This window comes from Oscillospiraceae bacterium (assembly GCA_035380125.1).
Lineage (GTDB): Bacteria > Bacillota > Clostridia > Oscillospirales > JAKOTC01 > DAOPZJ01.
The window spans coordinates 1-14,874 of record DAOSWV010000026.1; the positions used below are offsets into that span (position 1 = coordinate 1).

The 14,874-nt window shown below is 53.2% G+C and carries 12 protein-coding genes; all 12 read left to right on the top strand.

The window, feature by feature from the left end; translation table 11 throughout:
- Window positions 1-191, top strand: a 191-nt coding sequence (locus tag PK629_10440; protein ID HOP11897.1) for a hypothetical protein, incomplete at its 5' end; no start/stop codon positions are given.
- Between the two features lie 99 nt (window positions 192-290).
- Window positions 291-2,240 carry a hypothetical protein gene (locus tag PK629_10445; protein HOP11898.1) on the top strand — a complete coding sequence of 650 codons (1,950 nt, stop codon included), beginning with the start codon at window positions 291-293 and terminating at the stop codon, window positions 2,238-2,240.
- 342 nt (window positions 2,241-2,582) lie between these two features.
- A complete protein-coding gene (gene xylB, locus PK629_10450; GenBank protein HOP11899.1) occupies window positions 2,583-4,109 on the top strand; it encodes a xylulokinase in 1,527 nt (508 codons plus the stop codon).
- Window positions 4,110-4,294: 185 nt separating this feature from the next.
- Complete coding sequence (locus PK629_10455; GenBank protein HOP11900.1) at window positions 4,295-4,924, top strand: hypothetical protein; 630 nt, start codon at window positions 4,295-4,297, stop codon at window positions 4,922-4,924.
- Between the two features lie 5 nt (window positions 4,925-4,929).
- Window positions 4,930-5,871, top strand: a complete 942-nt coding sequence (locus tag PK629_10460; GenBank protein HOP11901.1) for a leucine-rich repeat domain-containing protein — start codon at window positions 4,930-4,932, stop codon at window positions 5,869-5,871.
- A gap of 93 nt (window positions 5,872-5,964) precedes the next feature.
- On the top strand, window positions 5,965-8,208 hold the full coding sequence (locus PK629_10465; GenBank protein ID HOP11902.1) for a sugar phosphate nucleotidyltransferase: 2,244 nt from the start codon (window positions 5,965-5,967) through the stop codon (window positions 8,206-8,208).
- A 255-nt stretch (window positions 8,209-8,463) separates the two neighbouring features.
- Window positions 8,464-8,922 carry a CtsR family transcriptional regulator gene (locus PK629_10470; protein ID HOP11903.1) on the top strand — a complete coding sequence of 153 codons (459 nt, stop codon included), beginning with the start codon at window positions 8,464-8,466 and terminating at the stop codon, window positions 8,920-8,922.
- A 5-nt stretch (window positions 8,923-8,927) separates the two neighbouring features.
- Window positions 8,928-9,467 (top strand): UvrB/UvrC motif-containing protein, encoded by a 540-nt coding sequence (locus tag PK629_10475; protein ID HOP11904.1) that lies wholly within the window; start codon window positions 8,928-8,930, stop codon window positions 9,465-9,467.
- A gap of 214 nt (window positions 9,468-9,681) precedes the next feature.
- Window positions 9,682-10,716 (top strand): protein arginine kinase, encoded by a 1,035-nt coding sequence (locus PK629_10480; GenBank protein ID HOP11905.1) that lies wholly within the window; start codon window positions 9,682-9,684, stop codon window positions 10,714-10,716.
- Window positions 10,717-10,737: 21 nt separating this feature from the next.
- On the top strand, window positions 10,738-13,188 hold the full coding sequence (locus PK629_10485) for an ATP-dependent Clp protease ATP-binding subunit (GenBank protein HOP11906.1): 2,451 nt from the start codon (window positions 10,738-10,740) through the stop codon (window positions 13,186-13,188).
- Between the two features lie 139 nt (window positions 13,189-13,327).
- Window positions 13,328-14,353, top strand: a complete 1,026-nt coding sequence (hrcA, locus tag PK629_10490; protein HOP11907.1) for a heat-inducible transcriptional repressor HrcA — start codon at window positions 13,328-13,330, stop codon at window positions 14,351-14,353.
- Complete coding sequence (grpE, locus tag PK629_10495) at window positions 14,346-14,867, top strand: nucleotide exchange factor GrpE (protein ID HOP11908.1); 522 nt, start codon at window positions 14,346-14,348, stop codon at window positions 14,865-14,867. Before hrcA ends, grpE begins: the two co-directional genes overlap by 8 nt.
- Window positions 14,868-14,874: the final 7 nt, after the last annotated feature.

Here is a 14,874-nt window from a genome sequence, read left to right on the forward strand (position 1 = left end):
GACCTGACGCTTTCAAGTTTCAAACAAAAGAGCCCGGTTTTCACCGGGCTCTTTTGTGTCGTTTGCTGACAGAAAAAGGTTATAAATATAACATTGGGTTACATTTAATTAAAACAAAATGCACAAAAAAACAAATAATATTATTAAAATTTGCACAAAATTCGTTGTACTCAATTTCAAAAATAGGATAGATGTAAGAACATGAAAAAATTATATTAACAAGACATAAAGAATATGATAAAATGCCTTTCAATGGGGTAAAACCTCAAATAAAAAAAGGAGATTTTCGCATGAAGAAAAAGGCCATTGTCGTCCTTCTTGCGCTCGTCATGGTAATCACCATGTTCGCAGCATGCAGCGGCACGACATCCACAACTTCGACGCCGGAATCTACCGCACCGTCGGTAGAATCCACAACTTCGTCGGTTGAGTCCACCGTTCCGTCGTCGGTTGAGACCTCGGTTGCTCCGTCTTCGGAAGAAGTTTCCGTTGCTCCGTCTTCGGAAGAGACCTCTGTTATTCTGTCGTCGGAAGAGACTTCCGTTGCTCCGTCTTCGGAAGAGACCTCTGTTGCTTCCTCGACCACCACGACTCCTGCCATCTCCCAGATCGGTTCCAACCCGGATTATCCGAACCTCCCCGAATCGCTCACAATCGTTCAGGAGATGCATTTCGGCGATTCCTCTGAGAATTTGGAGCAAAAAGCATTGTGGGACGATACACTCAGTGCGCGCTACGGCGTTAAGATTCACGAAGATTGTATCACCAAAACCGAAATTCACTCTGTTTATTCAGCTCGTTTGGCCTCGGGTCAGCTGATCGGCATGGTCTATAACTACGGTTGGTCCTATATGTTCGACTGGTACAACGAAGGCGCTTGCTATCCGCTGGATGAATACCTCAAGAACAACGCGACCTGGAACATGCTGCCGAAAGAAGCCCGTGAGAATTTTAAAATCGGCAATCAGATCTGGGCAGTTCCGAACGGTTGGAACGCAGGTTTGAGCGGCACACAAATGGGCATGTGGACACAGGGTATCCGCAACGACTGGCTGCATACACTGGGCTTTGAAGATGTCGGTTACACACTCGACGTCAGCACATTCAAAGATATTATCACCGCGTTCGGTAACAGAAGCGACGAATTAGGTGTTGAAGGTATTATTCCGATCCTTTTCGGCGGAGACCTTTATTCCACCTACAATATTTTTGCGGCGTTTGACACCTGGGTTTTCGACCCGAACTCTTCCTATGGTTATACTTATAACCCCGATACCAACTGCTTCGAAGACGCTCTTCTGAGAGACGGCGCCAGACAGGCAATCGAATTTATCCGTTACTTCTATGCCAATGGTTATACACCCAAATCTACGTTTGACAGCGGTTTCTCGGATATGCGCAACCAGTTGGCAACTGCCAGAGTCGGTTCCTTCTGCTTGTATCAGGCGAGATTCAGAGACCAGGGAATGTATACCGTCAACACATTGTTGATGGCGCAATACGGAACAAGCAGAGCAGATGACATCGGCGACGGTTACACCGAGTGGATTAAAATGAATGAAAACACTTGGGTTGACACCCAGCTGGTCGGTCTGAAAGACAAAGCGCTGTGGGCAAATACGGCCAGATCAAGCGCAGGCGGCGGCGGTTTCTGCCTGATGGTGGGTACACCGCAGCCGGCAGAGACAGTCAACTTCTTCGTCGACCTGATGTTCTCTTCCGAGGACTGCTGGATTGAGTGCTACTGGAATCTGCTCGATATCGCAATCGTCAAAGAATCCGACGGTACTTTTACCCGCAAGTACTTCGACGAAGCCAATAAAGTTTACTATCTCAACGCCAACCTCGCTTCAGTCGTTGAGACCGATCTTTATCCCGCGAAGGATTATATCATCTTCAGCGAAGGTTCCAATAAAACCGCCGCTCTGGAGAGACAAAAGGCCACAATCGCTTACAACTCCGCAATGACGCAGGCGGCAATCGCTGCAGGCCGTGTCATAGTATTGCCCGAGGCTTACAAAGCGGTGCAGAATTATTCCTCCACCTATGTGAAGCACTCCGGCGAGATACTTTCCTACCAGATGTCCTTTATCTATGACGGATTTATCAAGACCAACATCTCCGTCGATAAACTCTTTGCAACCTACAAGAAGAGCATGTCTGCCGTTGGCGGTGACAAGATTCTTCAGGAAGCCAACGAGCAATGGGGTTGGGTTAACGACTATCAGTCCTACACCTGATCGTTTTAATTGATCTCTGATGCGTTGCGTTTGTTTGCATCAGATCTGACGCTTTAAAGTTTCGAACAAAAGAGCCCGGTTTTCACCGGGCTCTTTCGTCTTTGTTTGACAAGTTTAGATTTGTCTCCGAATAAAACGACATGAAAACATCATACAAGCTTAGTATAATATATTATATAATGATGCGGAAACGCGGATAATTTGAAACAGCTATTATGAATACCAAGATGTGCATTTGCATTCATCATTGAAATATTGTATAATTGAACACAGTATTTTCAGCGATATTTTTGCCCGGACAGCGAAAACAGCCGAAAGACAGTTATAACAGGGAGAGATCGCATGTATTTGCTCGGAATTGACATCGGAACATCGGCTACAAAAACCGTGTTGTTTGATCACAGTGGCAAACCTGTGTCAAGCGCAAGTGCCGAATATCCGCTCTATCAGCCGAAAAACGGCTGGGCTGAACAAGAGCCTGCAGACTGGTGGGATGCTGTCTGCGAGACCGCCAAAAAGGTCGTTTCGGGTATTGATCCGAAGGAAATCGACGGCATCGGACTCTCGGGACAGATGCACGGGCTGGTGTTGTTGGATCAAGAAGATCGAGTTTTGCGCCGCAGCATTATCTGGTGTGACCAAAGAACCGGTGCACAGGCGGAAAAATTGAACGAGCTGATCGGTGAAAAAGGACTGATCGAGATTACCGCGAATCCGGCTTTGACCGGTTTTACGGCGGCAAAAATTTTATGGGTGAAAGAAAATGAACCGCAGGTCTGGGCGAAAACCGCCAAGATCATGCTGCCAAAGGATTATATCCGATATATGCTGACCGGCGAATTCGCCACCGAGGTCAGCGACGCCGGCGGAATGCAGCTGCTCGACGTGCCAAAACGCAGATGGAGCGAGAAGATGCTCAAGGCGTTGGAAATCGATGAAAAGAAGCTGCCAAAGGTCTTCGAATCTATTGAAATCAGCGGAAAAGTGTGCAAAAAAGCGGCTGAACGGACCGGGCTTGCCGCCGGGACACCGGTGGCGGGCGGCAGCGGAGACCAAGCTGCCGGGGCCATCGGAAGCGGCATCGTAAAGAGCGGGGCAGCGAGCTGCGCGCTCGGGTCTTCGGGCGTGGTATTCGCGGTTGCGGACAAGCCCCTGATTGATCCGAAAGGGCGGATTCACACACTCTGCCATGCGATTCCCGACACCTGGCACGTCATGGGCGTGGCACAGGCCTCCGGGCTTTCGTTGAAATGGCTGCGTGACAATTTCTTCGAAGATGTCAGCGCAACAGCGGGGTTGATGAAAGTTGACCCGTATTACTTGATGGACAAGATGGCGGAAAAAGTGCCTGTGGGTGCAGACGGTTTGATTTATTTGCCCTATCTGATGGGCGAGCGGACACCGCACCGCGATCCCGACTGCCGGGGCGTGTTTTTCGGGCTTTCGGCGGCGCACGGGCGGACCGAGATGATTCGTGCGGTATTGGAGGGGGTGGCGTTTTCACTGTGTGATTCGCTGTCGATTATCCGCGAACTCGGCGTGAGAGTCGACTTTGTCCGGGTGGCAGGCGGCGGCGCCAAGTCCGCACTGTGGAAACAGATTATCGCAGACTGCTTTGACTGCGAACTGCGTACTTTGGCTACCGACGAGGGACCCGCGTTGGGCGTGGCTCTGCTTGCGGGCGTCGGAAGCGGCGTATATAATTCGGTTCCGGAGGCTTGTGAGGCGGCGGTGCACGACTGCGCTTCAATTTTGCCCAATCCGGAAAACACATCGAAATACCGCTCATTTTATGAGCTGTATCAACGGCTTTACCGGTCGCTTGAGAGAGATTATAAAGCGTTGGCTGAGCTCCGAGGCCGTTCATAAAGATAGAATTGGTTTTGTAGACGGGAAAGGGAAAAAGAGCAGAGTTTGGAGAAATCCAAACAGGGTGTTGCGCGCTTTTCAGGGAACGAATCGCACGGAACAAGGATACGGATGCGGCAGTTTGGTGCAGGAATTGACGGATTCAATGCTGTATCTGTATAAAAAGAGGAAGGGATGAAAACAACATGAAAAAGACATTGATTTTGGCCATGGTGCTTGTTCTGACATTGGCCGTCGCCGCAGGTTGCTCCTGCCAAACGGTGGAGAGCACGCCGTCCGAATTGTCGGTTCCGGTATCTTCGGTGCCGTCGATTACGACACCGTCTCAAACCACTTCCGAAATCGGGGACGATTTTGTGGCCAGAACTTTCGAATTGAACGCCAAATCGACGACTGACTGGGTAAAATATAAGTCGTTGAGCGATCCGATCGCCGTCCGGTTTTCGCTGTGGATGCCGCCCGAATGGACCGCTGCGGAAGATACAACCACCTTTACCGATACCGCAGGCCGGGTCGTCTGCGAAGTGCTTGCACCGGTAATGTTGTCGGATACGCAGGAATTGCCCGATGTTCCGGGTGAAAACGACACCGAAAACGGGACGATCTCCTCAACTGCCGACGTGGGTCTTTCCAATATGCGCGGGAAATGCATCGTGCGCGAAATCACTGAGAACAGCGCGACGGTTTATCTGTATCAATACTTCATGCTGGACGACGATATCGTCTATCGTGTGACTTTCCGATCCTATACCGGCAGTGAGAGTGACAAGAATCTCTTCAATGCGGTGATGGACAGACTTGTGAACGGTAAATAAAAAACATGAAAAAATTCATCTCCCTTCTGTTGACCGGTTTGCTCTTGTGTACGGGCTTTGTGCTCTCCGGCTGTGCCGTGAAAGGTCCCGAGCTTGAGCAATTGCAAAAAGACTTAAAAGCCGCCGGATATTATGACAACATGATGCCCGAATCGATCAGAGCCATTGAGAAAGATATGTATGCTCAGGCACTGGAACTGACTGCTGTCAAAACCGACAAATCTGAAAAAGATGATCAGAACAACACGGTTTATACCTGTGAACTGACGTTTGAAAGCGAAATCCTCTATATTGAAGCGGGTTATAAGATTACCTATACCGACGGTGAGATCACTTCGGTCAACCGCATCAACACCGACCGGTTTGTACGGCTGACCGTGCCTGACTATGTATCTGAAGTGGAGAGCTTCACCTATCAGAATAACACCGATATCAATGAACTCGTGGTTGCGGATGGCGTGACAGGTCTCGGTGCGAGCTCTTTTGCCGGCTGTACCGCACTCAAAAAGGTAACCATCGGCGGCGATGTGGTGATGCTGGCAACGGCTACGTTCCAGGGCTGCACGGCGCTTGAGAGCGTAACGCTGACAGGCGGTTATCCTCTGGCGGTTTTAAAAGACTGTTTTAACGGCTGTACGGCGTTGAAAGAAATCACCTTTTCCTCGGAATTGGAGTTCATCGGTTCTTATGCCTTCGCCGGCTGTGCGTTCACATCGCTGGAGTTTCCCGATAACGTCTATCAGTTCAGCGCAAGTTGTTTTTCGGGTTGTAAAAACCTGAAGAGCGTCAATATCACACCGAGTATGAAGACGATTGATCCGACCGCGTTTGAGGGATGTGAGAATCTTTCGAAAATTACCGTCAGTCCCGATAACGAAAACTTTAAAATGGACGGAAAGAACCTCGTTGAAAACGCAGGCGGAACGGTGATTTTTACGCTGGGATAAGCGATCTCCGTTTTAACGCATAATCGGATGTACAACATTTCATAAACCTCCCGTGTTTCGGAAATACTACCGAAAACACAGGAGGTTTGTTTTATGAAAGCGGTTATCATGGCGGGCGGCGAAGGCAGACGACTCAGACCGTTGACGGCGGATATGCCCAAGCCGATGCTCAAACTCTGCGGAAAACCGGTGCTGGAATACATCCTCAAACTGCTCGAAAAACACGGGGTGAACGAGGCCTGGCTGACGCTCGGGTACAAGTCCGAAAAGATCATCGAACACTTTAAAAACGGAACCTTTGCGGGAATTAAACTCAATTTTATCGTTGAAAAGACACCCCTCGGCACCGCCGGAGGGGTGAAAAGCGCGGTCGGCGATATCGATGAAGATTTTATCGTGATCAGCGGCGACGCGCTGTGTGACATCAATCTGACCGCGGCGCTCGCTTATCACCGGGAAAAAGGCGCCGATGCCACGATTATCACGCGGCGGGTCAACGATCCGCGTGAATACGGCCTTGCCGATATCGGCGCCGACGGACAGGTGCGCGGATTTTTGGAAAAACCGGGGTGGAGCGAGGCATTTACCGACATGGCCAACACCGGTATTTATATTTTATCCGGATTATGCTGCAAAAACATCAAGGAGGGCGTACCTTCGGATTTTGCCCGCGACGTATTTCCGCCGCTGGTGACAAGCAATTCGCTGTACGCCTACCGAAGCGACGGGTATTGGCGCGACATCGGAGATATTACGGCCTTTATCGGGGCGCAGCGCGATCTGATCAGTGGGAAGGTCTCCTGTGAAATCGAGGGCGAACGCATCGGCGGGTGTGTGTATGCCGACGGCAAACCCAAAGGGAATTTTTCAATCGATGCGCCGTGTTATATCGGGAAAGGGGTTCGGATCGGCGACGGCGCGGTGATCGGTGAGAATTCGATTATCGGTGACGGGGTGATCATCGGAACCCATGCGCGAACCTCCGGCTGCGTATTGATGGACGGGGCCGTGATCGGCGAGAATTCGTTGTCGCGCGGCTGTGTGGTCTGCGACGGCGGCGGCATCGGCAGAGGAGCGACGGCGGCCGGCGGCTCGGTGATCGGGCCGCGTTCGCTTCTCGGCGACGATGCGGTATTGGGCGAGGGCGTGGTTTTACAGGAGTTTGAGGTTGTGCCGGATGAGGCGATTATGGTTGAAGCGCCCGAAAAAATCGCCCCGCAGCTGCCGAGAGTGGGCGATAATGTGATCACCGGACGGCTGGGAACCGTGATTACGCCTCAATTTTGCCTGCGGCTCGGCCAGTCATTGGCGGTAACCTGCGGCGATCGTCCGATCTGCGTGGCCGACGATGGGCTGAACGCCTCTTATATTCACAAACAGGCGCTGACAGCCGGTATTTTGGCCGAGGGCGGGCAGGTCTATGACACGGGGGTAATGTTTACCGGGCAGCTTTCTTTTGCCGTTGCCGAGAGCGGCGCGGCGATGGGGGTTTTGATCGGCGGTTACGGGCAGGGCATCCGGTTCATCGGCGCATCGATTCCGAACGCCTTGCAAAAACAAATCGAAGCGTTGATTACGCGCAATGCGGCCCCGACCAAAGGCGGAATCGTGCGGCTGCCGGAGATTTTATCAGGCGTTTCGGCACTGTGGGAGAACCGGCTGATTTCTTCCCTGCCCCGTCAGAGCATTGATTTTGCTGGCAGCTTTTTTTGTAAGAACTCGGTCGTCGCCGAGGCCGCCGCCAAGATTTTTATGCAATTGGGCGGCAAGAGCGGCAGTGAATCATCGTTTAATTTCACGGTGGACGGCTCCGAAACCAACATCAGCCGCGGCGGGGAGATTATCTTGAAAAACGAACAGGTGATCGCCGTCTGTGCGGCCTATGATTTTCAAAAGGGCGCGGACGTCGTGGTGACACACGGTGCGCCGCGTGTGCTTGAAAAAATCGGAGAGCGTTTCGGCAAGCGGGTTTATCGGCAGACTGCCTGCCGAGAGACTTGTGTGTGGTCATGCGACGGCGTGAGCGCGCTGCTCTATGCGCTCTCCTGCACCGGCAACGACAAAACATTAATGCAGATCGCCGAGTCGCTGCCCGAGGTTGCCGTTTATTCCGAAGAAGCCCCCATTGATGGCAGCAGCGCGCAAATTTTAGGCAAGCTGCTGGCCCGGGACGGCGGGGTTCGCACCGAGCGCGGGGTGGCGATGCCGACCAGCGCCGGTTGGATTACCGTGCGTCCCTCCGCAGACGGGAAAACCATTAAAATCATAACGGAAGCAGTGAACACCGAAATTGCCCGTGAATTGTGCGGGGATTTTCAAAAATGGCTGGATATTTGACCTTTGACGGAGGGCGCGAACTGCGCACCATTGCGCATAACGTCAGACACACAAAAGATATAATTTCCAAAACAGAGAAAAAAGAAGATAAAGTCAGGAATGGCAGCGCGATCCTACGCGGATACGAACCAACGTGTTCGCGCAGGATTAATTGACCTTTTCTGACCTTGAAAAACAAAGGTCAAAGAAGGTATAATATCAACAAAGGTCAAGGTAAGTCAAAGACAAACCTGACCAGGGAAAGGATGACTAAAAATGACTCTGTCCGACAGGATCGCAAAACAGATTTTCGATCTGCTGGAGAAATCCGACGGTGAGACCGAAATTCAGCGCAATAATTTAGCCGCGCTCATCGGCTGCGTTCCGAGTCAGATCAACTACGTCATCGCCTCCCGCTTTACGCCCGAAAACGGATATATGGTTTTGAGCAGGCGGGGCGGTGGCGGTTATATTCGCATCACGCGGGTCAATTCGGAAAAAAACCTGATGTTGATGCATATTGTGAATTCGCTGGCCGACGCGGTGGATATGCAGAGTTTATGCGCGATTTTGCAGTCGCTGGGATTTAACGGTGTGATCACACGGCAGGAAGCCGAACTGATTCTGGCGGCCTGCAGCGACAACGCCCTCAAACCCGCAGACCCCCAGCAGCGCGATGCTTTGCGCGCGTCGATTGCCAAACAGTTATTTATCAAGATAGGCAACAAGGAGTGAGTTTTATGCTTTGCGAGAATTGCAAAAACAACGAGGCCAATACGACCATCACCAAAAATATCAACGGTCATGTGACGGTGCAGCACCTGTGTGCCGAATGCGCGACCAAAAAGGGCATCGGCGCGGTGGGCAGCGTCTTCGGCAGCATGCTCGGCGGCATCTTTTCGGATTTTGTCGGCAGCGGAACGACCGCCAAATGCTCGGTCTGCGGCAGTACATTCGCCGACTTCACCCGCACCGGAAAAGCAGGATGTCCCAGTTGCTATGCGGAATTTTACCCGCAGCTGCTGCCGACGCTTCAGAAAATCCACGGCAAGACCGGGCATGTCGGAAAAGTCGGAACTGTGAAAGAACCCGCGACTGAAAAAACAGAGCAGGGGTCACCCGAACCGGCACCCGCGCCCGAACAGGCTCCGATACCGGAGCCCACAAAAGAAGAGAAAATTACCGAATTGAAAGCACAGCTTTCAAAAGCGGTCGAGGTTCAGGAATACGAGCGGGCCGCGGCCTTGCGCGACGAGATCAAAGCGCTGGAACAGGGATAATTTTATAACTATTTATAAAAGCCCATATATCTATGCGTGGCGGGCGAACAAAGTTCGCCCCTACCGGGATGAACCATAAAAAGCGGGCGAACAAAGTTCGCCCCTACAGTGAATCACCAAGGTCGGAAGCGCGCGCTATGAAGCAAACGCAACGCAGATTCTTCGACGCGTTTGTCAACGGCGACTCGCCGGCCGGCGAAAGGAATGATTAGATATGAAAGAGAAATGGTATAACGAGGCGGGTGCAAATGAGCCCGTTGCGATTTCAACCCGCATCCGGCTGGCACGGAATTTGTGCGACACGCCGTTTCCGCGGCTGCTGGACGTCAAACAGAAAACAGAGATCGCCGAAAAAGTAATTACGGGGTTCAAGGCGGCGTTCGGTGAGCGGGCCGATGAATTTGATGTGGTCGATATGGGAAAACTCAACGAGGAGGCCGCGTATTCGCTGGCCGAACGGCGGCTGGTCAGCCCCGAATTTGCGGCAGCGGGCGCGGGCGGATTCCTGATTTTGTCCAAAGACCACTCGGTTGCGATTATGGTCAACGAGGAGGACCACGTCCGGATTCAGGTACTGGCCTCCGGTTTACAGCTTGAAAACGCTTACAAGATGGCCAACGAGATCGACGATCTGCTCGATAAACAGCTCGGATTCGCCTATGACAAGCGGCTCGGTTATCTGACCGAATGTCCGACCAATCTCGGCACCGGCCTGCGGGCCTCGGTCATGCTCCATCTGCCGGCAATGCTGGCGTTCGGTTCAATCGGACGGCTGGCGGAGACGGTTTCGCGCCTCGGGTTTACGGTGCGCGGGGCCTACGGTGAGGGTTCGGAGATCAAGGGCGGATTCTTTCAGATCTCCAACCAGATCACGCTGGGCATCTCCGAAAAGAATGCGATCGACAACCTTTCGACCGTGGTCAAACAGATCATCTCGACCGAAGAGGAAGAGCGGAAGCGTCTGATTGCGCAGCCAGAAGTGCAGGATAAAATCTGGCGATCGCTGGGCGTTTTGCGTACAGCGCGTCTGCTCTCGGGCGACGAGACCATCGATCTGGCCTCGAATCTGCGGCTCGGTGTGGCCTGCGGCGTGTTCAAAGGTGAGAAAATCGACCCCGGCACACCCGGCAAGCTGATCGCGTTGACCGGTCCGGCAACCCTGATGGCACAGAGCGGAAAAAAGCTCTCGCCGGGCGAGCGGGACGCACTGCGTGCAGAGACGGTACGGAACATAATGAACGATAAATAAATTGGGCAAGGTGAATTTTGAATGTACGTCTTCGGCGGATTTAACAATAAAGCGAATGAGGTCATGAGCGCGGCCATTGATCTGGCCATGCAGATGGGGCATACCTATGTGGGCAGCGAACATCTGCTGGCGGCATTGGCCAACCCCGAGAGCGGTTATGCCGGACAATTGCTCGGTGAAAACGGCGTCACGGCTGAAAACGTCGGCGAGATCATCGGATCTGCAGTTGGCCGTGGCATGCCCACCAACCTCAGTCCCGCCGATTTGACTCCGCGCAGTAAATTTATCGTCGAGACGGCTATGACCATCGCCCGCAATTCCGGAAGTAACTATGTGGTGCCCGAATATCTGCTGCTGGCGATGTGCGCGGAACGCGATAATATGGCGATCTCGATTTTGAAAAAACTCAATATTGATCCGCAATCCATTGTGAATGCGCTGGCGCAAAGCGGCAATACACCCGTGCAGGAGCAGTATTCCATTGGGGAGGAAGCACCCGCTTCCGGAGAACAACCCGCAAACAAACCGACCGGAAAGACCCCGATGCTGGCACAGTTCGGACGCGATCTGACGGCGGCGGCCAAAGAGGGAAAACTCGACCCCGTGATCGGGCGCGAACAGGAAGTACAGCGGATTATTCAAATTCTGTCCCGCCGTACCAAGAACAACCCCTGTCTGGTGGGTGAACCGGGCGTCGGCAAAACCGCCGTGGTAGAGGGGCTGGCTCAGAAGATCATCGAGGGCGTGCTGCCGGATCAACTGAAAAATAAACGGATCTTTTCGCTGGATATGGGCGCGATGGTCGCCGGGACGCGGTATCGCGGTGATTTTGAAGAGCGGCTGAAAAAGGCCATGGAGGAGATCAAAAAAGAGGGCAATGTCATCCTCTTTATCGACGAACTGCACACGATTATCGGCGCGGGCGCGGCCGAAGGGTCGGTCGACGCGGCCAACATCCTCAAACCGGCGCTGTCAAGAGGCGAGTTACAGGTCATCGGTGCGACAACGCTGGCGGAATACCGCAAGCACATCGAAAAGGACGCGGCGCTTGAACGTCGCTTTCAGCCCGTAACAGTCGGCGAACCCTCGGTTAAAGACGCGATTGAAATTTTAAAAGGGCTGCGTAACCGTTATGAGGCGCACCACAAGGTTAAAATCACCGACGGGGCACTCGATTCCGCCGTCAAACTCTCGGCGCGTTATGTGGCCGACCGGTTTCTGCCCGATAAGGCCATCGATCTGATCGACGAGGCCGCCTCCAAAGTGCGGCTGGCGGGTTTAAAAGAACCACCCGAGCTCAAAGAGATTCAAAAACAACTTGAAATGCTCGATGAGGACAAGAAAAACGCCGTCAAACAGCAGGATTTTGAAAATGCCGCCAAATTGCGCGACGATGAGAAAAAACTGCAGGCCGAGCTCGATCAAAAACGCGGCGACTGGGAACGCGAACGGGCCGAAACCCGCCTCTCGGTCGACCGGGAAGACATTGCAGGCATCGTGTCCAGCTGGACCGGTGTTCCGGTGTCCGAACTGACCAAAGAGGAGGGGCAGCGGCTGATCAATCTGGAGAGCCGTTTGCATGAGAGGATTGTCGGGCAGGAGGCCGCGGTGACCGCCGTGGCAAAAGCAGTCCGCAGAGGACGGAGCGGATTAAAAGACCCCAACCGTCCGATCGGCTCATTCATCTTCTTAGGCCCGACCGGCGTGGGCAAGACGGAACTGTGCAAGGCGTTGGCCCAATCGCTGTTCGGCGATGAGCGTGCGATGATTCGGCTGGATATGTCGGAATATATGGAGAAGCACACGGTCTCGAAGATGATCGGTTCTCCGCCCGGCTACGTCGGGTTTGAGGAAGGCGGACAGCTGACCGAGAAGATCCGGCGCAAACCTTACAGCGTGGTGCTGTTCGACGAGATCGAAAAGGCCCACCCGGATGTGTTTAATATCCTGCTCCAGGTGCTTGAGGACGGCTTTCTGACCGATTCGCAGGGGCGCAAGGTCGATTTTCGCAATACCGTTATCATCATGACCTCCAACGTCGGCGCATCCCGGCTGGTCGAGAAGCAGCGTTCGCTCGGGTTTACCCAGAGCGACGAGCGGGTTGACCTTAAACAGGCGGTTATGGAGGAGTTGAAACGGGCGTTCCGTCCCGAATTTTTAAACCGCGTTGACGACATTATTGTCTTTGATCGGCTGACCGAACCGCAGATCTGCGACATCGCCCGGCTGATGCTGAAAAACCTGTGCCAACGCACCGAACAAAACGGCATCAAACTCGAATTTTCCGACGGGGCGATCGAGTATATCGCAAACGCGGGATTCGACCCGATCTATGGCGCGCGTCCCATCCGGCGTGTGATTCAAAGCGAAGTGGAGGATCGGGTGGCAGAGGGGATTCTGTCAGGGGAATTCAAACCCGGCGACACCGTAAAGTGTGGATGTGAGGAGGGGAAGTTGGTGTTTAAAGCATGAGAAGCGTCTCGCCGGTAAACGGCGGGAGGAAAGTTTCTTATGAACTACACTCCCCTTGACAACCAAACGGTGCGGTGGTAAATTATATGAGGTTTAGCACTCGTGAGAAATAAGTGCTAACGAAAGGAGCGGAAGACGAATGGACAGAAAACTCTCGATTCTGATGGCGATTGTCGATGAATATATCAATACCGGCGAGCCGGTCGGCTCCAAGGCGATTGCCGAGATTTTCGGCAACACCGTCTCTTCCGCTACGATTCGAAATGATATGGCGGCGCTCACCGAGATGGGATTTCTCGAACAACCGCATACTTCTGCGGGCAGGGTTCCGACCGTGAAGGCCTACCGCATCTACGTCGACGGCATCACGGCGAGGCGTTCGGTTCCGGCGCGTAAAAAGCGCATCGATGAGGCCGTCAAAGAACTCGCCGCCGACAGCAATCCGGCAAAAAACGCCGGAAAGGCGTTGTCTGAACTGGTTGGGCTTCCGACACTTTCCGCCAGAGAACGGGCCGCAGACAAGATCGCCTGTGTGCGCGTGATTCCGATTTCCGATCAGATTTTTACGGTGATCACAGTCACCGAAAACGGCAGGGCTGCCAACTGCCCGGTACGGTGCAGAAAGCGTCCGTCCGAAGCGGCGGTCGAGCGGTTTGTACAGGCCGCGTCCGTGACCTTTGCGGGCATGGCCGTGGGAGACCTGAACGCTGCGGCGATTCAGACGCTGGGGATGCGTGAGGGTGAATACCTGTTTGAACTGACCGGTTTTACCGACGCGCTGGCTGAGACAATCGAGACACTCGGCGCGCCCGAAATCAACCTGGCGGGCGAACAAAACCTCTTTGCACTGTCCGACTATGACACGGGACAACTGCGCGGTCTGCTGCACATGCTGGCCAACCATCGGATTTTGGAACAGCTGCTCCGGAACAAAAGCCCCGGCATCGGGGTTGCAATCGGTTCCGAAATTCCCCTGCCGCAGCTGTTCGGCTCGGCGTTACTTACTTCCCAATACGGCGATCCCGAATCGCCCGCAAAACTCGGTATCATCGCTCCGATAAGGATCGATTACAAAAATATGATTGCGGAGCTGGAATATTTCACGCACAGCGTCGAAAAGCTCCTGCGAGACCAAGAGAACGGAGGAGACACAACCGATGGATGAAGAGAAGGTCACACCCGAGGAAAACGTCGAGGAGGAAACCCCGAAACATTTTAAAAAATCCTCGAAGCAGGCCGAGATTGACAAACTAAACGCCGAGTTGGCAGAGGCCAAGAATCAGCTGTTGAGAACAGCGGCGGAATTCGACAACTACAAAAAGCGGACGGCACGTGAAAAAGACGCGATTTTTGCCGAGGTGACCGCACTGACGATCGGTAAGATGATTCCGGTGTTAGACAACCTCGAACGGGCCGTTGAGGCCGGCGGAGACGCCGAACAGATTCAAAAAGGCGTCGAGATGACGCTGAAACAGTTCTCCGACGCGCTTTCCACGCTCGGCGTCGGCGAGATCGAGACCAATGTCGGCGATCCGCTGGACCCCAATCTCCATAATGCCGTGATGCAGACGCAGAATCCCGAACTGCCCGAGGGCTGTGTGGGCTGCGTGCTGGCAAAGGGCTATAAAATCGGCGACCGTGTGATTCGTCACACGCAGGTCGCAGTCACCAATCAATAAAAACTTT